This window comes from Desulfomicrobium apsheronum (assembly GCF_900114115.1).
Lineage (GTDB): Bacteria > Desulfobacterota > Desulfovibrionia > Desulfovibrionales > Desulfomicrobiaceae > Desulfomicrobium > Desulfomicrobium apsheronum.
The window spans coordinates 153,258-179,482 of sequence record NZ_FORX01000001.1; the positions used below are offsets into that span (position 1 = coordinate 153,258).

Here is a 26,225-nt window from a genome sequence, read left to right on the forward strand (position 1 = left end):
GCCTTGAGCCCCGCGTCATTCCCGCGAAGGCGGGAATCCATCTCCCAGACTTATCCGACGGACCCGTGCCATCATTTGGCGCGGGTCCGTCTTTTTGCTTGCGGTCTAGAACAGTCCGCTGATCACGCCCTTTTCGTCGATGTCGATTTTTTCAGCCGAGGGCACTTCCGGCAGTCCGGGCATGCGCATCATGTTGCCGGTGATGGGGACCAGAAAGCCCGCTCCGGAGGCGATCTCGACCTCGCGCACGGTGGCTACGAAATCCCGTGGGCGGCCGCGCAGCCCCGGCTGGTCCGAGAGGGAGCTTTGGGTCTTGGCGATGCACACGGGCAATCCCTCAAGGCCCAGTTGCTTGACTTTTTCCAGATCCTTCAGCGCGCCGGGCGCGTATTCCACCGAGGCCGCGCCGTAGACGCGGGTGGCAATGATCTCGATCTTTTCGCGCACGCTCTGGTTCCAGTCGTACAACGGCTTGTAGTGCGCGGTGCACTGGTCGGCCGTGGCCGCGACAAGCTCGGCCAGCTCCTCGGCCCCTTCGCCGCCCTTCTCCCAGGCTTCCATGACGGCTGCCTGCACTCCCATGAACTGACAGTGGTCGAGGATGACCTGATGCTCTTCATCCGTGTCCGTGGCGAAGCGGTTGATGGCCACGATGGGCGTGAGGTGAAAGAGGCGCACGTTCTCGATCTGCTTGGTGAGATTTTCAAGACCCCGGCTGAGGGCCTTGGCATTGGGCACGGGCAGGTGCGCAAGCTCGACCCCACCATGGTATTTGAGCGCCCGCACCGTGGCCACCAGGACCACTGCGCAGGGATCGAACCCGGCGGACTGGCACTTGATGTCCAGGAATTTTTCGCCGCCAAGATCAAAGCCGAATCCTGCCTCCGTGACCACATAGTCGGCCAGGCAAAGGCCCGTACGGGTGGCGATGACCGTGTTGGTGCCCTGGGCGATGTTGGCGAAGGGGCCGCCGTGCATGATGGCCGGATTGCCTTCCAGGGACTGGATGAGGTTGGGCTTGACGGCTTCCTTGAGCAGGGCGGCCATGGCTCCCTGGGCGTTCAGGTCCCGGGCGTGGATGGGTTCGCGGGCAAAGGTGAACCCGAGAAAGATGTCTCCCAGGCGGCGTTTGAGGTCCGGCAGATCGTCGGCCAGGCAAAGGATGGCCATGATCTCCGAGGCCGCCGTAATGTCGAATCCGGTCTCGCGGGGCACGCCGTGTGCCAGACCTCCCAGGCCGCAGACCAGACGTCGAAGCGAGCGGTCGTTCATGTCCATGACCCGCTTCCAGGCCACGGTTCGGCCGTCGAGATTGAGCGAGCGGTTTTTACTCTGCAGATTGTTGTCGATGAGGGCGGCCAGCAGGTTGTTGGCTTTTTCGATGGCGGCGAAGTCGCCGGTGAAGTGGAGGTTGATGTCCTCCATGGGCAAGAGCTGCGAGTAGCCGCCACCTGTGGCGCCGCCCTTGATGCCGAACACCGGGCCGAGCGAAGGCTCGCGCAGCACGACCATGGACTTCTTGCCGATGCGGTTCAGCCCGTCATTCAGCCCGATGGATACGGTGGTCTTGCCTTCACCGGCCGGGGTCGGGGTGATGGCCGAAACGAGGATGAGCTTGCCGTATTTGCACTGGTCCTTTTCGGCCAGGGCCAGCGGGAGCTTGGCCTTGTATTTGCCATAGGGTTCGAGCTGGTCGTCCCCGAGGCCGAGTTTTGCCGCGATGTCGCGGATGTGATGCATCTTGGCTTTTTGGGCGATGTCGATGTCGGACTGCACGGCCTTGGGCATGGGGCTCTCCTGGCTTATTTGTGATCGGGGCAGAAGGGGCAGAGGCATTGTTCAAGTTCAAGTTCGTATCCGAAACGCTCCAGCACTGTTTTGCGGCAAATCTCCACCAGTTCGAGCACGTCCCGGCATGTGGCGTTGTCGACGTTGACGATGAATCCGGCGTGTTTTTCCGAAACCTGCGCGCCACCCACGCGCAGGCCCTTGAGACCGGCTTGGTCGATGAGCTGGGATGCATAGGCTCCTGTGGGGCGTTTGAAGACGCTGCCGGCGGATGGAAATTCAAGCGGCTGTTTTTCCTTGCGCCGGGCCAGTATTTCCTTGCGCTTGGTCAGCAGGGGGCTAGGGTCGGATTGCGGCAGCTCCCAGGTTCCGGCCAGCACGACCGCTTCGCGCAGGGCCAGAGCCTGGCGGTAGGCGAACCCGCATTCGGCTTTGGGAATGTCGATCACGCGTCCGCCTTTGGTCAGGATCGTGACGTAGACGAGATGGTCCGAGATTTCGTGGCCGTAGGCTCCGGCGTTCATGTACAGCGCCCCGCCGAGGGTTCCGGGAATGCCCGAGAGACATTCGATTCCTCCGAGGCCATCGCGCAGGCATTCCAGAACCCAGGCGTCCATGGTCTTTCCGGCCTCCGCGCGCACGGTGCCGCCATCGCGGACGCAGGCCGTCATTTCGCTGGTGGAGATGACGGGCAGGAGGATTTCGTCGTCCGGGAAAAGGGTGTTGGCTCCGCCGCCGTGAATCCAGAAAGCAGTGTTTTCGGCGCGATGACGGAGGACGATTTCAGCCAACTCCTGCGGGGTTTCCGGGAAGAAGATATCTTTTGCCACGCCTCCGATACGGAAGGTGCAGTAGTTCTTGAGAGGGACGTTTTGGAGGTGCTTCATGCTTTGTGCCTAGTTACTCCCGCTGCCTGAAGGGTGCAATATTGCGGTGCGGCCTTTGACCATGTAGGGAACATTAAACCTTGCCGGTCAGGCCGGAATTCGCGGTGCTTTGCGAGCGGGAACCGGCATGTTTTTTTGACGCATTCTTGAGTTGCCGTCGAATCAAAATAAAATTCCAATCATTCGAGATTATTATGAAGCTTTCCGCGAAATCCAGATATGCGTCCCGTATCCTGCTTGACCTGGCTCTGCACAACGAGGGCGTGCCTCATCGCGTTAACGACATTTCCGAGCGCACGGGAATCACCGTGCCGTTCATCGAACAAATCATCAAGCCCCTGAAGCATGCCGGGATGGTCACGAGCAAGCGCGGAGCATCAGGCGGGCATCAGCTGAGCCGGTCGCCGGAGAATATCTCCCTGGGAGACATCGTGCGCATCATGGAAGGCTCGGTGGAACTTTCGGCCTGCTTGAGCGCCCCCGAGCTGTGCGAAAGGACGGACGTCTGCCCTACCCGAGCGGCCTGGCAGCGGGCCACGGACGCCATGCTGCGTGAGCTGGACACCATCAGCCTGGCCGAGCTGGCCAAGGGCGCGCCCAATTGCTGCCAGCTGTCCGACGACTATTTCGAGCGCGACAGCTAGCTCCCTGTTTGACAAAGATTTTCCCCCCTGTCAGAATTCCTGGTTCCGCATTTTTGGGGCGGAACTTTCTGCAGCTGGAGGCACAATGAGTATTCCTTCGGGATTCCAATTTTCAACCGCGCAGTGCGGTTTCAAGCGACCTGGGCGCTCCGATCTGGGGCTGGTGGTCAGCACGGTCCCGGCGGTTGCGGCCGGAGTCTTCACCACCAATCGTTTTCAGGCCGCTCCCGTTCTTGTGGCCCGGGACATTCTTGAAAGAGATCCTTCGGGCATCCGCGCCATCGTGGTCAATTCCGGGCAGGCCAACGCCTGTACGGGGCAGGAAGGCATTGCGAACTGCCGGGCTACCCTTGAAATGCTGTCCGCCCTCGGCCTTGAAGCCTCCGCAATCCTGCCCGCTTCCACGGGCGTTATCGGCGACCAGCTCAAGATGGAGCTCTGGGAAAAGGGAATCCCCGCCCTGCGTGACAATCTCGGGCAGGTGGGGCTGGTGGACATGGCCCGGGCGATCATGACTACGGACACTTTTCCCAAACTCGCCGCGCGCGAAGTCCGGCTTTCCTCCGGCACGGTCCGCCTGGCCGGGTTTTGCAAGGGCGCGGGCATGATCTGCCCGAACATGGCCACGATGCTCGGATTCATCCTGTGCGACGCCGGGGTCGAGCAAGAGTGGTGGCAGGCCGCCCTGGTCCGCTGTGTGGACAAGAGCTTCAACGCCATCACCGTTGATGGCGATACCAGCACCAACGACTGCGTTCTGGCATTGGCCAACGGCACCGCAGCCGAGGCGAGGGGAGCGGATCTGGATATTCTGGAGGAGGCCCTGCTCGAAATCTGCCAGGATCTGGCCTACATGATCGTGCAGGACGCCGAGGGCGGGACCAAGGTCATGCGCATCAACGTGCGCGGCGCGGCCAGCATGGCCGACGCGCAGCTTGCCGCGCGGGCGGTGGGCAATTCTCCGCTGGTCAAGACCGCCCTGTATGGCCGCGATCCCAACTGGGGGCGTATCGTGGCTGCTCTGGGTCGCAGCGGAGCAACGTTCACGCCCGAAGATGTGGTCGTGCGCATCGCTGGCATGACCATTTTCCGCCAGGGCACTCCGGTCAAGGCGGACTGGGACAGCCTTCTGGCCTCGGCCCTGCGCCGGGACGTCGTCGATATCGACCTGGAGCTTCATGCCGGAGAGGCCGAGCTCATGCTCATGGCTTCCGATTTTACCGAGGAGTACATCAAGATCAATGCTGAATACCGAACCTGAAGCCAAGACCATGACGGACCAAACCTGGAAACGTCTGGCTGATTTTGTTTTCGAGCTTGGCATGTTGCGCAAGACGCCGCGCACCGGATACCAGTTTCTGGGTTCGGGAGCCGAAAACGTGGCCGAGCATTCCTTCCGCACGGCCATGATCGGCTACATGCTGGCGCGCAAGGCCGGTGCCGACGTTGCCAGGACCGTATTCCTGTGTCTCTTCCATGATGTGCACGAGGCCCGCATCGGCGATTTCAACTACGTGAATCGCATCTACAATACGAGCAACCCGGTCCTGGCCCTCACGCACGCCCTGGAGGGCACCGGCCTTCGGGAGGAGGCACTCGGGCTCTGGCACGAGCTGGAGGCCGGCGTGACGCTTGAATCCAGATTGGCGCAAGATGCGGATCAGCTCGATTTCATCGCCAACCTGAAGGAAGAACAGGATCTGGGCAACCCCTATGCGGCCAAATGGCTTGACCATGCGGTTTTGCGACTCAAAACGGACCCGGCCCTGGAGCTTGCCCGGGCCATACAGACCACGGATCAGTCGGACTGGTGGTTTGTGCGGCCGGACGAGTCCTGGTGGCGCAAGGGGAACGGCAAGCCCCGCCCATAGCGGACCATGACAGCGCCAGAAGCAAGCAGATTCCGTCACGGGAGGGCAGTATTCAGCTTTTTTCTGGCTCTTTGCCTGCACGTCATTCCTGCCTGGTTTGTCGTTTTCGGGCCTCTTTACGGTCTGCCAAGCGTCCTTGAACTCAACCTCGACACCATCAACATGTACCGCGAACGAATCTTTCGTGAGCAGCTAGCCCGGGGCGTTTCCCAGCTGGATTCGGCTCCATTGCATATTTCCGTTGATGTGCAGGCGCGTCCCGATACGCGCAAGCGAGTCTCAAAGCCTCGTAGCGAAGCGGATCTGAAACGCGCCAGGGCTGTGCAGCGAGCCATCCGGTCCCTGTGGGAAAACATGTCTCCTGACAGTACCGGCTACGCTCTGGTCAGCATGAGCATTCTCGAAGACGGCAGGATCGGCGAGTTTGTGGTCAATCGTGTTTCCGGCGACCAGGAATTCCAGGCTTTTCTGCTCTTGTTTTTGTCCACGCTCAAATCCACGTATGGCAATTCAGCCGGCCCCGGAGAATCTCTGTGGATTGAATGCGAATTCGTGATTCAACCTTTGGCGCGCAAGGAGGCTTCGTGATTGTCGCGGTCATGTCCGATACGCACTTGGATCAACCGGATAACCTGCTTGCCGCGATTTTCGAACGGCACTGCCGTGACGCCGATGTGCTTCTGCATTGCGGGGACTGCGTGAGCGAGGAAACATGGTCGTTTCTCAATTCCCATCCCAGATTTTACTCCGTGCAAGGCAATTGCGACCAGTCCCTCTTGAACGGGACTCTGCCCGTGCTGCGCGAGTTGGAGCTGGAAGGAGTTCGGCTGGGCATGGGGCATGGATGGGGGCCGCGTTCCCGGGTGGGAGATGTCGTCGCGGCCCGATTTCAGGGCGTGGACATTGTCTGCTACGGACACACGCATATTCGTGACTGGCGACTGTCGCCCGAAGGCGTGCGCCTGCTCAACCCCGGCTCCCTGTTTTGGCCAAGGTCCGGCGAGGGCGGGATGGCTCGGCTCTATCTCAAGTCCGGGCAGGAGCCCGAAGTGGAGTGGATCACCATCTGAAGGAGCCTTGTCGGCACGCATGAAAAAAGCCCGCCTCAGTCGAGACGGGCTTTCGCATTTTTCAGGGAACGTGAGTGGCGGGGCTAGTTTTCGAGCAGCGCGGGGTTGGCGATGCGCACATCCGCCTTGGCGCGCAGATCCGCGACAAAGGCCTGCACGGTCTGCTCTTCGGCGCGCTCATTGAGGGAAGTCAGCCATAATTCCTTCTCTGCGGCCCATTCTTCTTCAGCCGGAGGAGTCACCTTGTCGGCTCTGGCCAGAACGTAGCCTTCGGGGAAGGCGTATGCCTCGGGCAGCCATGAACCGGCTTCAGTTTCAAAGGCCTTGTTGGCCAGCAGCTGGTTCATGCCCAGGCCAGCGATGGATCCTTGCCGCCCGAAGGGTTCCGTTTCCTTCAGTGTGGCGTCGGCCAGGGATTCACCCTTGAGAAGCGCTTCCAGATCCTTTTCCGCGGCGGTCTTGGCCATTTTCAGGGCTTCTTCACGGGTGATGGCCGCGACGATTTCCGTCTTGACCTCCTCCAGCGGCTTCACGCTTTCGGAAACCTGTTCAAGCTTGGTGGCAAGCAGGTATCCGTCGGCAATGGGGAGCGGGGACTGTGTCGTGATGTCCAGGGGCAGGTCGAACAGAGCCTGGGCGTTTTCCGGAGAAAGACCGGGCAGCTCCCTCGGTCCTTGATTCTTGGCAAAGTAGCCCGATTCGCGGACTTCAAGCTTCAGGCCAATGGCCTTGGCCACGGCATCGAGAGGCTCCCCAACGAGCACCATCTCCAGGGCCTGATCCAGGCGATCCTGCAGCGTTTCCGCCGCCCGATCCTCGGCGATGATGTTTGCTATGTCGGCCGCGACGGATTCGAAATCTTCATATCCCGCGCCTTTGACGTCTTCCACGCTAATAAGGTGAAAGCCGAACTGGGTGCGGATCGGCTCGCTGACAGCCCCCTTTTCAAGGGCGAAAGCGGCGTCTTCGAAGGGTTTGACCATCCTGCCTCGGCCGAACCAGCCAAGTTCGCCCCCGGTCTGCGTGCCGGAGGGATCCTCGGTGTATTTCGCGGCGACCTCGGCAAAGGATTTGCCTGCCGCCAAGTCTTTCTGGGCGGCCTCAATGGTCTGCATGGCTTTTTCCACGGCCGCGTCATCGGCGTTTTCGTCAACACGCACAAGAAGGTGGCGGGCTCTGATCTGCTCTTCGATTTTGAACTGTTCCTTGTTCTCGGCGTAGTATTTTTCGGTTTCCTCGGGGGAGACGAGCGAAAGGTCGGCCAAGGTCGCGGGAGTGAGCAGCAGGTAGGCGATTTTGGCCCGGGCGGGTACGGCATAGTTGGCCTTGCGCGCCTCGTAATATTCGTTGATGCGCTCTTCCGTGGCGTTGACCTGATCCTGGTAGCTTTCCCACGGGTACATCATATAGGATATGACTGCGGTGCTGCGCCCGTAGGTATAGAAATCGTGGGCCTGATCCTCGCCGAGGCGTCCGGGCAGACCGACGTAGGTCCGCAGCTTGTCCATGGTCATCCCGCGCATGTATTCGGACTCGAATTTGCCGGGAGTGAGGTTGTTGGCGCGCAGCACGTTCTGGTAGGCGCCCGGGTCGAAGACGTTGCTTTCGTTCTGGAAGGCGGGAATGAGATGAATCTCCTTGGCCAACTCTTCCTTGGAAACAGTCAGGCCGAGCTTTGCAGCCTGCTGCATCATCAGTTCTTCGATGACCATCTGTTCAAGAATCTGCCTTTTGAATCCCATCTGGGCCAGAATTTCGGCAGTCAGGTTCGGATTTTGGCTGCGTGCGAGTTCGAGGCTGCGCTGCACACGTTCCTGAAAAGGCTTAAAGAGAATGGGGGAATCGTTGACCGTGGCGACGACGGTGGTCTGGTCGTTTTGCACGCGATTCATGCCAAAGGCCAAAACGAAAACGGCAATGATGATGCCGAAGAGGATTTTTATTCCCCAACTTTGGGCGCCCTGGCGCAGGATTTCAAGCATGGAATCTCCGACAAAGTGTCTGAAGTTAAAAATAATGGGAACTGCCCCGAGAGGCTTTTATTTTTGCCTGTCGTTGACGTAATTGAGCAAACCGCCCGCTTTGATAATGGCTATTTCATTACCCGTCAAATCATGGGTCAAGGTGAGCTGTCTGCCTTCCGATGTCGAGGCCAAAAGAGTCGCCCCGGGTGCGAGAGCGCCAAGCTCGATGCGCAGGACATCGCCCTGGGCCAGTGAGTCGTAGTCGGCTTCGTTGGCGAGCATCAGGGGAAGGATGCCGAAATTGATCAGGTTCGCCTTGTGAATGCGGGCAAAGGACTTGGTCAGAACCACCCGGACCCCGAGATGACGGGGGGCGAGCGCCGCATGTTCGCGGCTGGAGCCTTGGCCGTAGTTCTCGCCGCCGAGGATGAGCCCTTGGCCGGCGGCTTCGGCGCGGGTCACGAAATCCTTGTCCACGCGCTCGAAGACGTGCCTGCTGATGGCCGGGATGTTGGAGCGCAGGGCGGTGATGGCTGCACCGGCAGGCATGATGTGGTCGGTGGTGATGTTGTCCGCGACCTTGATCAGCACGGGCAGCTCCAGAACATCCGGCAACCTGTCGAAGGGCGACAGGGGCACGATGTTGGGCCCGCGCAGGATTTCAACCTCGCTTCCATCCTCGGGCGGGAAGGCGAAGAGATGGCGGATGGATGGCGCTGTGGCTGGCAGGGACGGCTTGGAAACGGCCTTGGTCCAGGTTGCCGGATCGGTGAACTTGCCGTTCAGGGCGCAAAAAGCGGCGGTGATCGGACTCACAAGATAAACCTGCCCGTCCTGGGTTCCGCTGCGACCCTCGAAATTGCGGTTGAAGGTCCGGGCGCTGACGCCGCCGCTGGACGGAGAGCCGCCCATGCCGATGCACGGGCCGCAGGAGCACTCCATGAGCCGTCCCCCGGCGTCGAGGATGAGATCGAGCAGGCCTTCGCTCATGAGCATCTTGAGCACCTGTTTGGAGCCCGGTGACAGGAGCAGGTCGGTGCTTGGGGCGATGTGTTCGTCCTTGAGGATCTGGGCCACGCTCTGCAGGTCCGAGTAGGAGGAGTTGGTGCAGGAGCCGATGGCCACCTGATCGACATTCAGGCCGTCGAGTTCGGCCACGGGAACTACCCTGTCCGGCATGTGCGGCTGGGCGGCCAGGGGCGCAAGGGTGCTCAGGTCGATGACGATTTCCCGGTCATAGGTCGCTCCTTCGTCGGCGGCCAGCGGCGTGAAGTCATTTTCCCTGCCCATGAGCGCAAGAAACGCGCGGGTCTGCTCGTCGCTCGGAAAGATGGAAGCCGTGGCGCCAAGCTCCGCGCCCATGTTGGTGATGGTCGCGCGTTCGGGTACGCTCAAGGTGGCCACGCCCGGACCGTGGTATTCCATGACCGCGCCCACGCCGCCCTTGACGGTCAGGATGCCGAGCAGGTGCAGGATGACGTCCTTGGCCGAGGCGAATCCGGTCAGTTGCCCTTCGAGGCGAATCTTGAAGACCTTGGGCATGGTGATGGTGTAGGGTTCTCCGGCCATGGCCAGGGCCACGGAGAGGCCCCCGGCGCCCATGGACAGGCTGCCGATGCCGCCGGCAGTGGGCGTGTGCGAGTCGGACCCGATGAGCGTCTTGCCCGGAATCGCGAAATTTTCCAGATGCAGCTGGTGGCAGATGCCGGTGCCGGGAGGAGAGAAGACGATGCCGTACCTGGCGGCCACGCTGCGCAGGTAACGGTGGTCATCGGGGTTGCGAAAGCCCATCTGCAGGGTGTTGTGATCGACATAGCTGACGGACAGTTCCGTCTTGACCCGGGGCAGGCCGATGGCTTCCCACTGCAGGTAGGCCATGGTCCCGGTGGCATCCTGGGTCAGGGTTTGGTCTATCTTGATGGCCACTTCGTTTCCGGGCTGCATATCGCCTTCAACGAGGTGCGCCGCGATGATCTTCTGGGTGAGGTTCTGGTTCATGCGCGCTCCTTCAATTTTGCCGTTGAATATCTTTGAAAAAAGGCTCCCAGCCGAAGCTGGGAGCCTGAATCGTTGGGCTTACCACGTGGATGCAAGCCGTCTGAGCTTGACTTTCAGAATCTGAATTTCAGTGTCCAGGCGCAGGTTGTCCTGCTGCAGCCGGAAAATGTCCTCGTGAAAGGTTATTCCACGCGCGGGATCTTCACGCTGCAGCAATTCCTTTACCTTGGCCTGGGCTTCGGCCTGCTCGGCCTTGAACCTGCCGATTTCTTTTTCAATGGTCTCAATCTGTTGTGATTCGGATTCGTTTACGCTTTGGCTTGTCATCTTGAGTTTCGTCTACCTGTTCTTCGATCCGTGAGGAATTGATGAAGTTTTGAGGGCTTGGGAGGTTCATGAAAATTTTCCAGAACCAGGGCCAGGCCGAGGAGATATTGTCCGCATTGGTCATGCAGACCCCCGGATGCGTGAAGGATATGAGCGATCCAGCCAGCGTCCAGTATGGGCCGGGACTCTGCCAGGGCGACTCGCTGACTTTCTTGGCGTTGGGCAGCCCGAGCTGCAATAGCCCGGGTTCAATGGCATATCCGGCGCCCAGATTTTCGAGCAGGTCCTGGGCGTAATCGACATCCTCGCGCTTGGTGTCCAGTGTGATGGCGCATTGGCCGCGCAATCCCATGGACATGGCCAGCATCAAAGGCAGGTATTCCTGGCATGAGGTTATGTCTATGGATAGTTTTTGGGGCCTGTTGCTCATGGACGATGTGATCTGGCCGCCCTGCACGCTGATCCGCAATCCGAACTCGTGCAGGATATCCATGATGTCATGGAGGTGGGGCGCGTAGTGAGGCCATTTTCCATGCAGGACGACCTTGCCGTCCGTAAAGAACGGAAGGACCAGCAGATGGAGGCTCATCAGCGGATCTATGGGGATATCTACTGCGGAGAGGTCAAGGTTGGTGGACGCCGGAGGGACGATGATGCTCAGTCCCTCGAATTGAAGCTCCGGATTGTGCTCCTGCAGGAATCCGATCCCCTTGCGCAGCAGTTTGCTGTTTGAAAACGATTCATGAAGCTGGATCGAAAGTCCGGATTTGTAGGTGGTGGCAGCGACAACAAGAGCCAGCACGAATTTCTTGGAAACGCCCTTGGGGATGGAGATGGTCTCCGGAAGCTGCCCACTGCTTTCCACCCTGACCGGCAACCCGTAGCTGTGCGGCTCAACAACCGTGAGCCGGGCGCCAAGCTGAGGCAAAAGGTCCTGCACAGGCCTGACGTCATGAATCTTGAGCTTGGTGGATCCGGTGAATTTGGCCCGGGTCACCTGCCCGAGGGCAAGGCACAGCAGGAGGTAGAAGTGGAATTTGCTCTGCCCGGCATAGATGATCTTGTTGTCCATGGACCAGGAATCGACGGGCTGGGTTTCGCATTGACGATTCTGGAACGTGAGCTTGAACCCGCAGAGATTGAGGGCATTGATCAGTTCAAGGGAAATGTCGTTCCCCTGGAATGGCGCAATGGTCAGCGGCGAGGAATTCGTGGCTCCAAGAAAGAACATCATGCTGCGCAGGATCTGGTCCCGGGGAGCATCGAGGTCTATTTCCACGGGCTTGCGCCGGGGGAAGAGGCACAGAGGTTTCTCGTTGGAGGAATTGCGCTCGACCCTGGCATAGGACAGGTTGTTCGAGAGGTGAAAGATTTTTTTGAGAATCTGGGGCTCCAGATTGTCCGCCTTGGATGCGTCGCGCCAAACTTGCCACAGCACTTTTTCCTGGTTGGGATCGGTGATGCCGAGGTTTTTGGAGCGCCTGGTGGATGCCGCCCTGGACAAAAGGTTCGTCCTGGACATGAGAAGGGAAACAAGCTTTTCGTCGAGTTGCGCCAGTTCCTGCGTCAGAGATAGAGTATTATGTTTTTCGGCCATGCGAATTCTTTCAGGATAGGGAGGTTGATGTTCATGGGTGCATGAACGCATGATGAAAGCTGATATCAAAGGGGTACATTAACAATAAGACTTTGGGGATTGCAAGCGGTTATTGTTCGATATAAATATAATATGCTAAAATAAAAGAAAAAACTGAGAGAAGGCCCAAAATGTCCGGTGAAGTCACGTCAATCCCGAAAATTCAGGGAGGTCAGGATTGGCGGATACTTGCGTGGTTGATAAAAAAATCACAAAACGGTTGACAAGACGCTCGTTGCGAAGCAAAAAGGGGTCTCCGTTTTTTTATTTGTGAAAATAAAAACAAACTATATTTAGGAGGATCCACGTTATGGCTCTCGTACCCCCGCATGGTGGAAAAGGTTTGGTTTGCTGTCTGCTTCAGGGTGCCGAACTGGCTGCCGAGCAGAAAAAGGCCGAAGGACTGAAGAAGATCGACATCAGCCCCCGCGCCAAGGGCGACCTGATCATGATGGGCATCGGCGGCTTCAGCCCGCTGAGCGGCTTCATGACCAAGGCCGACTGGAAGTCCGTGTGTGAAAATTTCACCCTGGCTGACGGCACCTTCTGGCCCGTGCCCGTGACCCTGGATGTAGATGAAGAAGTGAAGGTCGGCGAAGAGATCGCTCTGTTCGATCCCAAGAAGGGCGTCTTCATGGCCACAATGAAGGTCAACGAAGTTTACGAAATGACCGACGCCGACAAGAAGTGGGAATGTGAGAAGGTCTACAAGGGCCAGGGCGAAGAGTCCGCCGATGACAAGTTCTGGGAAATCGCTCCCAAGGATCACCCCGGCGTGCAGATGGTTTTGGCTCAGAAGAAATACAACGTTGCCGGTCCTGTCAAAGTCCTTTCCGAAGGCGACTACCGCGACAGATTCCCCGGTTGCTACATGTCTCCGGCCGAAGCCCGCGCCACCTTCGAAGAGAAAGGTTGGAGCAAGGTTGCCGCTCTTCAGCTGCGTAACCCCATGCACCGCTCTCACGAATACCTGGCCAAGATCGCTGTTGAAGTGTGCGACGGCGTTTTCATTCACTCCCTGGTCGGCAACTTGAAGCCCGGCGACATCCCGGCCGAAGTCCGCATCAAGTGCATCGACACCCTCATTGAAAAATACTTCGTGAAGGCCAATGTGGTTCAGGGCGGCTATCCCCTGGATATGCGTTATGCCGGTCCCCGCGAAGGCCTGCTGCACGCAACCTTCCGCCAGAACTACGGCGTTTCCGACATGCTGATCGGCCGCGACCATGCTGGCGTCGGTGACTTCTACGGTCTGTTCGAGGCTCAGGAAATCTTTGATCGCGTTCCCAAGAACCTGGGCGCTGGCAAGGATCTGATCACCCAGCCCATGAAGATCGACTGGACCTTCTACTGCTACAAGTGTGACGGCATGGCTTCCCTGCGCACCTGCCCGCACAGCAAGGACGACCGCGTCGTTCTGTCCGGCACCAAGCTGCGCAAGGCTCTGTCCGAAGGCGCCGAGGTTGTTGATCACTTCGGTCGTGACGAAGTCCTCGTCATCCTGCGCGAATACTACTCCACTCTGACCGAGAAGGTCGAAGTGAAGATGCAGGGTGCCGCTTCCGGCGCAGCCATGTAGTTTTGATTTCAACCAACAGGGCGGGCTTTTTGTCCGCCCTGCTGATTTGGTCTTGCGACGTGAAGTCACACAAGGCCTATGATTGTCAATATGCGGCTTGACACGACAAAAGTGCTTTGATAAAAGATTCACAAGCGAAAAGCTTGAGTAAAATTTTTGTTTGTTTCGGGCCTGTGGCTAAGTTGTTTTAAACTCTTTATTCGGAGGAATTATGCCAACCTTTGTTGATCCAGCAAAGTGTGATGGATGCAAGGGCGGTGAAAAGACTGCCTGTATGTACATCTGTCCTAACGACCTGATGATCCTGGACCCTGTAGAGATGAAGGCTTACAATCAGGAGCCGGCCGCTTGCTGGGAATGTTACTCCTGTATCAAGATTTGTCCCCAGGGCGCGATCACCGCTCGTCCGTATGCTGACTTCGCTCCCATGGGCGGTACCTGTATCCCGCTGCGCGGTGCAGAAGACATCATGTGGACCGTTCAGTTCCGCAATGGCGAAGTAAAGCGCTTCAAGTTCCCCATCCGCACCACTGTGGAAGGTTCCATCAAGCCCTTCGAAGGCAAGCCTGAGGCAGGGAACCTGGAAGATGAGCTTCTGTTCACCGAGACCGCTTTGGCCACTCCCAAAGAAGCTCTCGGCCAGAAGATTGAAGTCGGTGAAGCAGACCTGAAGGTCACCTTCAAGTCGGCCGTCGCCTAATTCGGCGCTTTAAACGAAAGAAATTTCAGGAGGAACATATGCCTCAGATTCCTGTTAAAGACGTGATCAAGGGTCTGGCCTGCGCAGAGCCCGAACTCGTTGAGATTGATACCGACATTCTTATGGTCGGCGGTGGTATGGGTAACTGCGGTACTGCTTTCGAAGCAGTGCGCTGGGCCGACAAGGTTGGCGGCGACATCAAGATCCTTTTGGTTGACAAGGCTGCTGTCGATCGCGGCGGCGCGGTTGCTCAGGGTCTTTCCGCCATCAACACCTACATCGGCGAGAACGATGTCGACGACTATGTCCGCATGGTCCGCACCGACCTCATGGGCATCGTTCGCGAAGACTTGATCTACGACCTTGGCCGCCACGTGGATGACTCCGTTCATCTGTTCGAAGAATGGGGCCTGCCTTGCTGGGTCAAGAAAGACGGCAAGAACCTGGACGGCGCTCAGGCCAAGAAAGAGGGCATGTCCCTGCGCTCTGGCGCAGCTCCTGTCCGCTCCGGCCGCTGGCAGATCATGATCAACGGTGAGTCCTACAAGGTCATCGTTGCTGAAGCTGCAAAGAATGCCCTTGGTTCCGATCGTTACCTGGAGCGTATTTTCATCGTTAAGCTGCTGCTTGACGCCAAGACGCCCAACCGTATCGCCGGTGCTGTCGGCTTCTCTGTTCGTGAAAACAAAGTGTACGTCATCAAAGCCAACGCCATGTCCGTTGCTTGCGGTGGCGCCGTCAACGTATACCGTCCCCGCTCCACTGGTGAAGGTCTTGGTCGTGCATGGTATCCCGTATGGAACGCCGGCTCCACCTACACCATGTGTGCCCAGGTTGGCGCTGAAATGACCATGATGGAAAACCGCTTCGTACCCGCCCGCTTCAAGGACGGTTACGGCCCGGTTGGTGCATGGTTCCTGCTCTTCAAGGCCAAAGCAACCAACGCCAAGGGTGAAGACTATTGTGTCACCAACCGCGCCATGTTGAAGCCTTACGAAGATCGCGGTTACGCCAAGGGTCACATCATCCCGACCTGTCTGCGCAACCACATGATGCTTCGCGAAATGCGCGAAGGTCGCGGTCCCATCTACATGGACACCGCCACCGCTCTGCAGACCACCTTCAAGGATCTGTCCAAGTCCGAGCAGAAGCATCTTGAGTCCGAAGCTTGGGAAGACTTCCTGGATATGTGTGTTGGTCAGGCCAACCTGTGGGCCGCCATGAACATCAAGCCCGAAGAGCGCGGTTCCGAAATCATGCCCACTGAGCCTTACCTGCTCGGTTCGCATTCCGGTTGCTGCGGTATCTGGGTTTCCGGTCCGAACGAGGCTTGGGTTCCTGAAGAGTACAAGGTCAAGGCTGACAACGGCAAAGTGTACAACCGCATGACCACCGTAAACGGTCTGTGGACATGTGCTGACGGCGTTGGCGCTTCCGGCCACAAGTTCTCCTCCGGTTCTCATGCTGAAGGCCGCATCGTTGGCAAGCAGATGGTCCGTTGGGTTGTCGATCACAAGGATTTCCAGCCCACCTTGGCTGTTTCCGCTGCTGATCTGAAGAAAGAGATCTACGATCCTTGGTACACCTACGAGCAGTTCAAGGGTGCTTCCACTGATCCGGTAGTCAACCCGAACTACATCTCCCCCAACAACTTCATGATGCGCCTCATCAAGTGCACCGATGAATACGGCGGAGGTTGCGCTACCCTGTACACCACCTCTGACAGACTGCTCGACACGGGCTTTGGCCTTCTCGACATGCTGGAAGAAGATTCCAAGAAATTGGCGGCTCGTGACCTGCACGAACTGCTTCGTTGCTGGGAGCAGTACCACAGACTGTGGACCGTTCGCCTGCACATGCAGCACATTCGTTTCCGTCAGGAAAGCCGTTACCCCGGTTTCTACTATCGCGCAGACTTCATGGGTCTGGACGATGCCAAGTGGAAGTGCTTTGTTAACTCCAAGTTCAACCCGGCCACTGGTGAAACCGAGATCTTCAAGAAACATTACTACCAGATCATCCCTGTCTAGTTTACGGGCCAAAAGGCTGCGGGTCCTTCCCGCAGCCTTTTTTCTCTATCAGGAAATAGAATGGTCTATGCATGATCTGTAACCTCTGGTAGTTATAGATTATGCTTGGGCCATTCTATTCATTTTTATGGCCTTCAACTTAAGTGCTCTGGGAGGAATCGAATGGCTAGCAACAGCATACTTGTCATCGGTGGTGGCTTTGCAGGACTCACCGCCGCCCTCGAGGCCGCTGAGATCGGTCATGAGGTCTTCATCATAGAGAAGACCCCATTTCTGGGTGGACGTGTTATGCAGCTGAACAAATATTTCCCGAAGCTGTGTCCACCTTCGTGCGGTTTGGAAATTCAGTATCAGCGGATCAAGAACAACCCCAACGTGAAGTTTTTTACCTTGGCCGAAGTGACCAAGGTGGACGGGTCCGTTGGAAATTATGAAGTTACGGTACAGATCAAACCGCGCTACGCTGGTCCCAGCAGCCCTGATCTTTCCGACTTGTGTGATGAGCTCTCCACGGAAGTGGTCAATGACTACGAGTTTGGCTTGGCAACGCGCAAGCCCGTGTACATGGATGCGCCTTTTGCTTTTCCGCAGCGCTACGTTGTGGACAAGGCCAGCCTGAGCGACTCGGACAAGAGCAAGGTCCAGAAATGCGACTACCTCGATCTGACCGAGGAAGAAAAGACCATCACCTTGAGCGTTGGGTCCATCATCATCGCCACGGGCTGGAAGCCCTATGATGTGACGAATCTGTCCAACCTGGGCGCTGGCGCGGTCAAAAACTGCATTTCCAACATGCAGATGGAGCGCCTCGCATCGCCTTATGGCCCGACCAGCGGAAAGATTCTTCGGCCTTCCGATGGCCGCGAGCCCAGAAAAATTGCATTCGTGCAGTGTGCCGGCTCTCGTGACGAGAACCATCTGCATTATTGCTCTTACATTTGTTGCATGGCTTCCCTGAAGCAGGCACAATATGTTCGCGAACAGTACCCTGACGCTGAAGTGACTATCTATTACATTGATTTGCGGACTCCTGGCCGTTACGACACTTTCGCCAAGAAGATTCTGGCGGATGAGAAGATCTTCGCCGTCAAAGGCAAGGTTGCTGCGGTTGAGCAGGACAACGCAGGCGATGACGTGTGGCTCACCGTTGAAGATGCGGTGTCATGCTCCAAGTCTGTCGAACGTTTCGATCTCGTGGTTCTGGCCACAGGAATGCAGCCCAGCCTGGCCGGCGCTTCCCTGCCAATCGATGTCCCGGTTGATGCCGAAGGGTTCATCGTTGGAGGGGAGGAAAAAGGTATTTTCGCCGCGGGCTGTGCCAAACAACCTCTGGACGTTATGAAGTCGGCCCAGTCTGCCACCGGGGCAGCGATGAAAGCGATCCAGACGGTGAGAGGGAGGTAGGTCATGGCCGACAAGATTGGTGTATATTTTGATGAATCAAGCCTTGGCGGGGTTCTCGACATCCAGAGACTGTGCGACGGAGTGCAGAAAAAATGGAGTGATTGCTGTCCCGTAGTCAAGGTACATCCGAGGCTGGCTACCGACGAAGGACGGGCAATGATCCAGGCGGACATCGATGCCGGGCTGATCAATGCTGTCTGCGTTTGCGGTTCTTCGCCTCGCGTGGATTGGGATTTTTACAAGTTCGGACGGGAAATCCTGGTTGACCGGGTCAACCTGCGCGAACTTTGCGTGCTTTGTTACGAAGATCCGAGCAAGGAAAAGGTCCTTCCGGGCACCACTCCCGAATTGCTTTTCAAGATGGCCAACGACTATGTGAACATGGGCGTGGTCAAATTGCAGAAAGCGGCGGTTCCGGAAGATGGCGGGATCGATGTTGTCAACCGGGTGCTGGTCATCGGTGGCGGTTGGGCTGGCATGAGCGCGGCTCTTGATGTCGCGGCTGTCGGATACGACGTTACGCTGGTTGAAAAGAAAGACATGCTGGGTGGCGCTGCCGCCGGAATGTACAAGACCATTCCCTTTGCATTCCCCTATGACGCGGCTCATGCCACGGGCGTTGAAAAGAAGATTGCCCAGGTGCAGGCCGCCGAAAAGATCGACGTTCTCCTTGAATCCGAAATCGTCAGTATTGCCGGAGCTCCCGGCAACTACGAAGTTACAGTGAAGGTTGGCAAGGAAGAGCGCGTCGTGGCGGTCGGGTCCGTGGTTATCGCCACCGGCTGGGTGCCGCAGGATACGGCATTCCTGAAGCCGTTTGGCTACGGAACGCTCAAGAACGTGGTTACTTCCCGTGAGTTCGAGATGATGGCCAAGGCCGGTTCCGTAGTGCGCAAGAGTGATGGCGCCAAGCCTTCGAAGGTCATGTTCCTGCTCGGATTCGGCGACAAGCTCGCCCCCTTCGAGGTCAAGGAAGAGGAAGCTCGCGCCGCAGCACTGGCCGCGGCAGAGGTCAAGGAGGCCGACGACACGCCCAAGACCAACTTCGTCAAGCAGGACACCTACAAGCATTTGTCCTACAGCTCCGAACTGACTTCACTGACAGCCCTGAAGCAGGCGAACTACGTGCGCGAATTCATTCCCGGCGGCGTGGCCATGGTGGTCTATGAGCACATGATGGTCCCCGGCATGAATGAGCTGTATTACAAGGCCGCGCAGAACGACCCGAGCGTCATGATGACCAAGGGCGTGATCAGCGAAGTCCGCGACGGCGGCGATGGCGACATCGTTGTGGTACTTGAGGACACCCTTCTTGGCGCAAAGGTCGAGATCGAAGTGGACATGCTCGTGCTACCCACCGCAATGGTGCCCACTACCGCGCTTGATCCGATCCTCAAACTCCAATATCGGCAGGGCCCGGCCATGCCGGACCTTGAGCTGTTCAGCGGTTACGCCGATTCCAACTACATATGCTTCCCGTACGAAACGCGCCGCACAGGCATTTATGCCGCCGGCACGGTGCGCCAGCCCATGACCATGGCCACGGCCGAGGTCGATGCCGCCGGCGCCGCCCTGAAAGCGGTTCAGTGTCTTGAATCCTCGAACAGAGGCATGGCGGTTCACCCGCGTTCGGGCGATCTGTCCTTTCCGAAGTTCAACCTGGTGCGTTGCACCCAGTGCAAGCGCTGTACGGAAGAATGTCCTTTCGGCGCCCTGGACGAGGACGAAAAGGGCAATCCGATGCCCAATACCTCCCGTTGCCGCCGTTGTGGAACGTGCATGGGCGCCTGCCCTGAACGTGTCATCTTCTTCGACAACTACAACGTCGACCAGATCGGATCCATGATCAAGCAGGTCGAGGTTCCCGACGATATGGAAGTGGGCGGTCCGCGCATGCTCATTCTCGCCTGCGAGAACGATGCCTACCCCGCCCTCGACATGGCCGCCCTGCGCGGCAAGAAATGGAGCCCCTACGTACGTATCGTTCCGGTGCGTTGCCTTGGTTCGGTCAATACCATCTGGATTGCCGACGCCATGTCCAAGGGCACGGACGGTTGCCTGCTGCTGGGTTGCAAGTACGGTGAAGATTACCAGTGCCATTTCGTCAAGGGCTCGGACCTGTGCAGCCGGCGCATGGCCAACATCGGTGAGACCCTGGGCAAGCTTGGCATCGAAACCGAACGGGTACAGCAGATGCAGGTCGCCATTGACGAATACGACAAGGTTCCCGGCATGATTGACGAGTTTGTTGATGCGATCACCAAGCTTGGTCCCAACCCGTTCAAGGGATACTAGGAGGAGCATGTATGTCCAAAACAATAAAGATTGAGCCTAATCTGCAGTTCGTCAAGGAACTGCAGGAGGTGGGTGGTGCGGATCTCAAGAAGTGCTACCAGTGCGCTACCTGCTCTGTCGCATGCCCCATGTCTCCTGCGGACAATCCCTATCCGCGCAAGGAAATGGTCTGGGCCCAGTGGGGTCTCAAAGACAAGCTGGTCAACGACATCGACATCTGGTTGTGTCACAATTGCGGAACCTGTTCCGAACTGTGTCCTCGCGGAGCAAAACCGGGAGACCTGCTGGCCGCCCTGCGCAACATGACCTACCGCAAGCTGGTGAAGCCTGCCATTATCGGCGAGTGGATGAGTTCGCCCAAGCACCTGCCCATCCTGGCGGGTATTCCTATGGCTATTTTCGCCTTCATCTGGATGATTCGTGCCGCTCTCGTGGGCTCCTTCTTTCCGCTCACGGAAGACGGCAAGATCGTTTACGGTAACCTCTTCCCCGGTGATTTCACCATTGACCCCCTGTTCGGACTGGTCGCCATCTTCGTGGCCATCTGCTTCGGGCTTGGAGTCAAGAACATGATCGACGGGTTCAAGGCCAACGTGACCGAGACGTTTGTCATCGGATACAAGAAGCCGACCTTGAAAGACGCGATCATCGCGACGATCAAGTACGATGTCCTCCAGCATTCCCGCTTCAAGAACTGCGTGGACAGCCCCGCGGATGAAGAACGGGTCAAGGGCCATCAGATTCTGTTCTACGGTTTCGTGGCCTGCGCCATCGTCACGTCTATCGTGGCCGTGGCTCACTGGGGCGGCAAGGTCATTCCCCTGCTGGCACCTGTCGGCCATACGCCCATGCCTCTTTGGCATCCGGTCAAGATTCTGGCCAATGTGGGCGCAGTGCTGCTGGTGACCGGTCTCACTCTGCTGACCCGTCGGCGTTTGAATTCGGACACGAAGAAGTCCGTTTCCAACTACTATGACTGGTACCTGCTCGGTGTGATCTGGGTTGTGACCCTGACCGGCATCGGCGCCCAGATCTTCCGTCTGGCGGGCGTCGCACCCCTGGCCTTCTTCACGTATTATCTGCATCTGGTCAGCATCTTCATGCTGATTGCGTATCTGCCTTGGTCCAAACTTGGGCATTTGGTGTACCGCACCACAGCGCTCATTTATGCACGGTATATTGGTCGTTTGCCCATTGACGAAAAACTCATCGAAGATGACAAAATCTTTGTTATTTAATTAAAGGAGGACACCATGTCTGAAGCTCGCAAGATTTTTCCCATGGATACTTTTGTGGCCTACCTGAAGGGTGATGGCAACGCTTCCGTTGCCGAGATGCTGGGCTACCTGACCCAGAAAGACCTGGATGGCGATTCCACTCCTTTTGCCGCGGCTCTGGCCAAGGCCTGGATTTATGAGCAGCATCCCGAATTGACCAAGATGTCCAAGGGACAGATGGTCGAGCTGGGACAGTCCGTCTCCGTCGCGCCCATGCCTGTCAAGGCCAAGGCCGAAGTGGACGAAGTCTTTGCCAAGCTGGCCGACTACAAGGGCCAGATCAACGCCAAGAGCGCCAAGGTCGACGAACTGACCAAGGCCCTGGCCGCCAAGGACGCCGAGATCGCCGCCCTGAGCGCCAAGGTCAAGGAATTCGAAGGACAGAAGAAGGGCGAAGCCGAAGCTCTGTTCGTGACCACTGAAGCTCGTATCGTCGAATTCACCGGCAAGCTCGAAGCCCTGCTGAAGGAAGTCGAGGAAGTGAAGAAGACCGGCGTGGTTGTCGCAGGCGTAGCCGGCGTTGCCGCTGCCGCCGGCGCAGCTGCTCCCGCCGCTGCCGAAGCCGCTGGTGCTCCTGCCGAAACTGCTGCCGGTACCGATTTCGGTTTCGCCGGCGGATCGCAGGACCCCTTCGCCGATTCCAACTGGTAGAAACGCACTTGCATCACTGCCTCAAAGGCTCCTCCTCCGGGGGGAGCCTTTTTTTTAGCCTGCCGCGCAGGCTGAAAACGTTGCAATAAGGGCGTGATTCTGGGAAGTTGCCGGATAAATCACAAGAGCAGGAGGCGATGATGAAATACTGGTTGATGAAGACTGAGCCAGGGTGTTTTTCCATCGATGATCTGGCAGCTGCGCCAAACCAGACTTCGAGTTGGGACGGTGTGCGCAACTTTCAGGCCCGCAATTTCATGCGCGACCAGATGAGCGTTGGCGATCTGATCCTTTTTTATCACAGCGTGAAGAATCCGGGCGTGGTGGGTATCGCCCGGGTGGCGCGAGAAAGCTACCCGGACCACACGGCCCAGGATCCTGGGGATCAGCACTTTGATCCGCGCTCCACGCCGGAAAATCCTTTGTGGTTCATGGTCGATGTGCAGTTCGTAGAGAAATTTGCGCATCCGGTCCCGCTTGGGTCATTGCGCGGTGTGAAGGGGCTTGAAAGGATGGAACTTCTGAAAAAGGGGTCGCGGCTTTCGGTCATGCCCGTGACGGAAGAGGAATTCGAGATCGTCGTTCGTCTTGGGAGGCAGTGACTTTTTGGAATGGACTCAAGATCGCAGACAAAAAAGCCACGCCGGTGTTTACGACGTGGCTTTGCGCTTTCAAAGAATGGGGGTGCGTGGGGCTAGTGCCCTCCGCCCAGATATGCCTGCTGCACCTGTTCGTTTTTGAGCAGATTGGCCGCCGTATCGGCCAGCACGATGTTGCCGACCTCCATGACATAGCCACGATGGGCCAGCTTGAGGGCGGCCTTGGCATTCTGCTCGACCAGGATGACGGTCACGCCGGTTTTGTTGATTTCCTTGACCGTGTCGAAGATTGATTTGACCAGAATCGGAGCCAGGCCAAGGCTTGGCTCGTCAAGGAGCAGGATCTTGGGATTGGCCATCAGCGCCCGGCCGATGGCCAGCATCTGTTGCTCGCCTCCGCTCAGGGTTCCCGCCATCTGCTTGCGCCGTTCCTGCAGACGTGGAAAAAGCTCGTAAATCCACTTCAGGCTCTTCTGAATGCGCTCGGTGTTGGTAGACGTGAACGCTCCCAGAATAAGGTTCTCCTGCACGGTCAGAGTCGTGAAGACACGGCGACCTTCGGGACTCTGGGTGATCTTGTGCTTGACGATTTCATGCGCGGGAAGTTTGTGCAGGGCCGTGTCGCGGAAGAAGATCGTCCCTCCGGTGATGCTTACCAGTCCGCTGATGGCGTTGAGCGTTGTCGATTTCCCGGCGCCGTTGGCTCCGAGGATGGTTACGATTTCGCCTTCTTCAACTTCGAGGTTGATTCCGTGCAGGGCTTCGACATTGCCATAGTTCACGCGCAGATTCTCAATTTTAAGCAGCATGTGTGGTCCTTTATTCGTCGGAATCGACACCGAGGTAGGCTTCGATGACACGCGGGTTTGCCTGAATCTCGGCAGGCGTGCCGGACGCGATTTTCGCGCCGTGCTCCAGCACGACCAGGGATGAGCAGACACGCATGACCAGACCCATGTCGTGTTCGATCAAGAGGACCGTGATGCCTCGATCCTGAATGGCGCGGATCAGGCGGATGAGGTCATGGGTTTCCTGGTCGTTCATGCCACCGGCCGGTTCGTCGAGCACGATGAGCTTGGGCTTGGTGGCAAGGGCGCGTGCGATTTCAAGGAGTCTTTGATTGCCGTAGGACAGGTTTTTGGCCTTGTTCTGCCATTCATGGGACAGGCCCACGAATTCCAGTTCGGCCATTGCCTGGCGCATGGACTCATGTTCCTCTCGCCGTTGGGTCGGTGTTCGGAACATGGCCGCCAGTGAGCCCGAGTGCATGCGGCAATGGCCGCCCGCGAGCACGTTTTCAAGGACGCTCATGTTCTGAAACAGACGGATGGTTTGAAAGGTGCGGGCTATGCCCCGTTCCACGATGGTGTGGGTGGGCAGGCCGACAAGGTTCTGGGCGTCAAAGAGGACCGTGCCGGTGTTGGGCTGGTAGTTGCCGGTGATGAGGTTGAAAACGGTAGTCTTGCCTGCGCCGTTGGGACCGATGAGACCGACGATGCTGCCTGCCTCGACATCAAAGGAAACCTCGTTGACAGCCATGAGACCGCCAAAGTTCTTGCTCAGGTTTTCTATGGAGAGCAGCGTCATTTGCGACCTCCGGCGGGCAGAAGGCTGGCGATGTCATAATTCTTGGGACCGGGCGGAAGCAGGCCCTGGTTCCGGAAGATCATCATGAGCACCATGGCCGCGCCGAAGACCAGCATGCGGTATTCGGCCAGACCTCGAAACAGTTCGGGCAGCCCGACCAGGAGAAACGCCCCCAGGATTACGCCGGGAATGCTTCCCGCCCCGCCCAGGATGACGATGGTGAAAAGGACCACGGATTCGGCGAAGGAAAACGACTCCGGGGCGATGATGGTCATCTTGGATGCGTAAATGGTTCCGCACATGCCGGCCCAGACCGCGCCGATGATGAAGGCCACCAGTTTGTGGTGGGAGACGTTTATTCCGCTTCCTCCGGCGGCCACCTCATCCTCTTTGATGTACATGAGCGCCCGTCCGAAACGGGAGTGCTCAAGTCGCAGGAGGAGAAAGATGGTCACGGCCGCGAAACCCCAGATCAGGTAGAAGAACTGGTCCGGTTTGGATATCTTGTACCCAAAGACCGTTGGGCGGCTGATGCCGAAGATGCCGTTGGCCCCGCCGGTGATGTCGAAGACGTTGTTGATGAGCGCGATGCGCACGATCTCGACGATGCCGATGGTGACGATCAGCAGATAATCCCCGCGTAGGTGGATGATGGGTCTGGCCACGATCATGGCGAAGATACCGGCCATTATCCCAGCCAGCGGCATGCTCCATAGCACGGGAATGCCGAAGGTGGTGTTCAGGATGGCCGTGGTATAGGCGCCGATGGCGTAGAATGCGGCGTGCCCCATGTGGAAAAGGCCGGCATGGCCGAGGATGACGTTGAGGCTCAGGGCCAGAATTGCGTAAAGCCCGACGTTGTTGAAGACGTCGGTCCAGTAGGCGTTCAGAAACAGCGGACATGAGGCCATGAGCAGGGCAAAAATGAAGTAGTAGAGGATGTTGCGTGATTTCATACTTTTTCAGCCACCCTTTCTCCTAGAAGGCCCGTGGGCCTGACGATGAGGATCAGGATCAAGACGCAAAAGGCGATGGCGTCTTTCCAGGCTATGGAAATGTACGCCGCGCCAAGGGCCTCGATGACACCCAGCAGCAAACCGCCGACCATGGCTCCCGGAATGTTGCCGATGCCGCCCAGAATGGCTGCAGTGAAGGCTTTGAGGCCGAACATCCAGCCCATGCTGAAATTGATCTGCCCGTAATACAGGCCGACCATGAGTCCGGCCGCGCCGCCAAGCGCCGGGCCGATGCAAAAGACCAGCATGATGACCCGGTCGACGTTGATGCCCATCAGCTTGGCCGCGCCCTGGTCGATGGCGGCGGCCCGGATGGCCGTGCCGATCTTGGTCTTCTGTATGAAGAAATACAGCGCCGCCATGAGCACAAGGGACGTCGCGAACATGATGATGCGCATGACCGGGATGTCCAGGCCCATGATGTTCACGACCGTCCTGGGCAGGATGTTGTGCGGGTAGACCAGGAACTTGGGGCTGTAGATGGCCATGATCGCATTTTGAAAGAAGATGGACGCACCGAGGGCTGACACCACGGCTGAAAGCCGGGGCGACTGGCGAAGCGGCCGATAGGCCACGCGCTCCAGTATCGCGCCGATGATGGCGACCAGGATCATGACCATGATGGCCAGCAGGATCACAGCGGGCAGCGGTCCGATTTTGTCGAAAAGGCCCATGGAGACGAGCAGGGTCAGACCAAGATAGGCGCCGATGGTGAAAAGATCGCCGTGAGCGAAATTGATCAGCTTCAGGACCCCGTAGACCATGGTGTACCCGAGGGCGATCAGGGCATAGATGCCCCCGACGGCCAGGCCATTGGTCAGTTGTTGAAAAAATTCTTCCATGATGTGTGTCGGGGCAAGATGTTGAAAAAAAAGGGCTCCTCCCTGAAGAGGAGCCCTTGC

23 protein-coding genes are annotated in these 26,225 nt (G+C 57.9%); 13 read left to right on the top strand and 10 right to left on the bottom strand.

All coding sequences use genetic code 11. The annotated features are described in order from the left end of the window. Nucleotides 1-105 precede the first annotated feature (105 nt). Nucleotides 106-1,788 carry a formate--tetrahydrofolate ligase gene (locus tag BMZ40_RS00675; RefSeq protein WP_177192941.1) on the bottom strand — a complete coding sequence of 561 codons (1,683 nt, stop codon included), beginning with the start codon at nucleotides 1,786-1,788 and terminating at the stop codon, nucleotides 106-108. A 14-nt stretch (nucleotides 1,789-1,802) separates the two neighbouring features. After that, complete coding sequence (gene murB, locus BMZ40_RS00680) at nucleotides 1,803-2,675, bottom strand: UDP-N-acetylmuramate dehydrogenase (protein WP_092372225.1); 873 nt, start codon at nucleotides 2,673-2,675, stop codon at nucleotides 1,803-1,805. A gap of 194 nt (nucleotides 2,676-2,869) precedes the next feature. Between murB and BMZ40_RS00685 the strand changes: the two genes are divergently transcribed. The 5 genes from BMZ40_RS00685 to BMZ40_RS00700 all read left to right on the top strand — a co-directional run bounded on the left by BMZ40_RS00685 (nucleotide 2,870) and on the right by BMZ40_RS00700 (nucleotide 6,260). After that, nucleotides 2,870-3,319: an RrF2 family transcriptional regulator gene (locus tag BMZ40_RS00685; RefSeq protein WP_092372226.1), complete on the top strand. Its 450-nt coding sequence runs from the start codon at nucleotides 2,870-2,872 to the stop codon at nucleotides 3,317-3,319. A gap of 85 nt (nucleotides 3,320-3,404) precedes the next feature. Beyond that, complete coding sequence (gene argJ / locus BMZ40_RS00690) at nucleotides 3,405-4,580, top strand: bifunctional glutamate N-acetyltransferase/amino-acid acetyltransferase ArgJ (protein ID WP_092372227.1); 1,176 nt, start codon at nucleotides 3,405-3,407, stop codon at nucleotides 4,578-4,580. Further along, a complete protein-coding gene (locus BMZ40_RS00695) occupies nucleotides 4,561-5,190 on the top strand; it encodes an HD domain-containing protein (protein ID WP_092372228.1) in 630 nt (209 codons plus the stop codon). The genes argJ and BMZ40_RS00695 overlap by 20 nt, the downstream gene beginning before the upstream one ends. A gap of 6 nt (nucleotides 5,191-5,196) precedes the next feature. Continuing rightward, nucleotides 5,197-5,778 carry a hypothetical protein gene (locus tag BMZ40_RS19030; protein WP_143075495.1) on the top strand — a complete coding sequence of 194 codons (582 nt, stop codon included), beginning with the start codon at nucleotides 5,197-5,199 and terminating at the stop codon, nucleotides 5,776-5,778. Then, entirely contained in the window at nucleotides 5,775-6,260 is a 486-nt protein-coding gene (locus BMZ40_RS00700) for a metallophosphoesterase family protein (RefSeq protein WP_177192942.1), read from the top strand. The genes BMZ40_RS19030 and BMZ40_RS00700 overlap by 4 nt, the downstream gene beginning before the upstream one ends. Before the next feature lie 83 nt (nucleotides 6,261-6,343). Here the strand turns inward: BMZ40_RS00700 and BMZ40_RS00705 are convergent, their stop codons facing one another. From BMZ40_RS00705 to BMZ40_RS00720, 4 genes are all read right to left on the bottom strand, one after another. Continuing rightward, nucleotides 6,344-8,242, bottom strand: coding sequence for a peptidylprolyl isomerase (locus BMZ40_RS00705; protein ID WP_092372230.1), 1,899 nt, complete (start codon nucleotides 8,240-8,242; stop codon nucleotides 6,344-6,346). Nucleotides 8,243-8,299: 57 nt separating this feature from the next. Beyond that, nucleotides 8,300-10,222 (bottom strand): aconitate hydratase, encoded by a 1,923-nt coding sequence (locus BMZ40_RS00710; protein ID WP_092372231.1) that lies wholly within the window; start codon nucleotides 10,220-10,222, stop codon nucleotides 8,300-8,302. A gap of 78 nt (nucleotides 10,223-10,300) precedes the next feature. After that, nucleotides 10,301-10,549, bottom strand: a complete 249-nt coding sequence (locus tag BMZ40_RS00715) for a hypothetical protein (protein WP_092372232.1) — start codon at nucleotides 10,547-10,549, stop codon at nucleotides 10,301-10,303. Further along, entirely contained in the window at nucleotides 10,506-12,146 is a 1,641-nt protein-coding gene (locus BMZ40_RS00720) for a chorismate mutase (RefSeq protein WP_177192943.1), read from the bottom strand. Before BMZ40_RS00720 ends, BMZ40_RS00715 begins: the two co-directional genes overlap by 44 nt. A gap of 349 nt (nucleotides 12,147-12,495) precedes the next feature. Here BMZ40_RS00720 and sat point away from each other — a divergent pair, with 349 nt between their 5' ends. The 8 genes from sat to BMZ40_RS00760 all read left to right on the top strand — a co-directional run bounded on the left by sat (nucleotide 12,496) and on the right by BMZ40_RS00760 (nucleotide 22,723). Then, a complete protein-coding gene (gene sat, locus BMZ40_RS00725; RefSeq protein ID WP_092372234.1) occupies nucleotides 12,496-13,764 on the top strand; it encodes a sulfate adenylyltransferase in 1,269 nt (422 codons plus the stop codon). A 211-nt stretch (nucleotides 13,765-13,975) separates the two neighbouring features. After that, a complete protein-coding gene (aprB, locus tag BMZ40_RS00730; protein ID WP_092372235.1) occupies nucleotides 13,976-14,464 on the top strand; it encodes an adenylyl-sulfate reductase subunit beta in 489 nt (162 codons plus the stop codon). Nucleotides 14,465-14,502: 38 nt separating this feature from the next. Then, nucleotides 14,503-16,494 carry an adenylyl-sulfate reductase subunit alpha gene (gene aprA, locus BMZ40_RS00735; RefSeq protein ID WP_092372236.1) on the top strand — a complete coding sequence of 664 codons (1,992 nt, stop codon included), beginning with the start codon at nucleotides 14,503-14,505 and terminating at the stop codon, nucleotides 16,492-16,494. A gap of 162 nt (nucleotides 16,495-16,656) precedes the next feature. Next, nucleotides 16,657-17,898 carry a CoB--CoM heterodisulfide reductase iron-sulfur subunit A family protein gene (locus BMZ40_RS00740; protein WP_092372237.1) on the top strand — a complete coding sequence of 414 codons (1,242 nt, stop codon included), beginning with the start codon at nucleotides 16,657-16,659 and terminating at the stop codon, nucleotides 17,896-17,898. A 3-nt stretch (nucleotides 17,899-17,901) separates the two neighbouring features. Further along, nucleotides 17,902-20,193 carry an FAD-dependent oxidoreductase gene (locus tag BMZ40_RS00745; protein WP_092372238.1) on the top strand — a complete coding sequence of 764 codons (2,292 nt, stop codon included), beginning with the start codon at nucleotides 17,902-17,904 and terminating at the stop codon, nucleotides 20,191-20,193. 11 nt (nucleotides 20,194-20,204) lie between these two features. Next, nucleotides 20,205-21,431 carry a quinone-interacting membrane-bound oxidoreductase complex subunit QmoC gene (gene qmoC, locus BMZ40_RS00750; protein WP_092372239.1) on the top strand — a complete coding sequence of 409 codons (1,227 nt, stop codon included), beginning with the start codon at nucleotides 20,205-20,207 and terminating at the stop codon, nucleotides 21,429-21,431. 15 nt (nucleotides 21,432-21,446) lie between these two features. Then, entirely contained in the window at nucleotides 21,447-22,121 is a 675-nt protein-coding gene (locus tag BMZ40_RS00755) for a hypothetical protein (RefSeq protein ID WP_092372240.1), read from the top strand. 140 nt (nucleotides 22,122-22,261) lie between these two features. Then, nucleotides 22,262-22,723 (top strand): EVE domain-containing protein, encoded by a 462-nt coding sequence (locus BMZ40_RS00760; protein WP_092372241.1) that lies wholly within the window; start codon nucleotides 22,262-22,264, stop codon nucleotides 22,721-22,723. 92 nt (nucleotides 22,724-22,815) lie between these two features. Here BMZ40_RS00760 and BMZ40_RS00765 read toward each other — a convergent pair whose 3' ends face one another. From BMZ40_RS00765 to BMZ40_RS00780, 4 genes are read right to left on the bottom strand one after another with little or no spacing between them, the layout of a single operon-like run. Beyond that, nucleotides 22,816-23,529, bottom strand: a complete 714-nt coding sequence (locus tag BMZ40_RS00765; protein WP_092190000.1) for an ABC transporter ATP-binding protein — start codon at nucleotides 23,527-23,529, stop codon at nucleotides 22,816-22,818. Nucleotides 23,530-23,539: 10 nt separating this feature from the next. Beyond that, the gene (locus BMZ40_RS00770; protein WP_092372242.1) at nucleotides 23,540-24,307 is read right to left on the bottom strand and encodes an ABC transporter ATP-binding protein; all 768 of its coding nucleotides are present in this window, start codon (nucleotides 24,305-24,307) and stop codon (nucleotides 23,540-23,542) included. After that, the gene (locus BMZ40_RS00775) at nucleotides 24,304-25,263 is read right to left on the bottom strand and encodes a branched-chain amino acid ABC transporter permease (RefSeq protein ID WP_092372243.1); all 960 of its coding nucleotides are present in this window, start codon (nucleotides 25,261-25,263) and stop codon (nucleotides 24,304-24,306) included. The genes BMZ40_RS00770 and BMZ40_RS00775 overlap by 4 nt, the downstream gene beginning before the upstream one ends. Next, nucleotides 25,260-26,165 (bottom strand): branched-chain amino acid ABC transporter permease, encoded by a 906-nt coding sequence (locus BMZ40_RS00780; protein ID WP_092372244.1) that lies wholly within the window; start codon nucleotides 26,163-26,165, stop codon nucleotides 25,260-25,262. Before BMZ40_RS00780 ends, BMZ40_RS00775 begins: the two co-directional genes overlap by 4 nt. Nucleotides 26,166-26,225 lie beyond the last annotated feature (60 nt).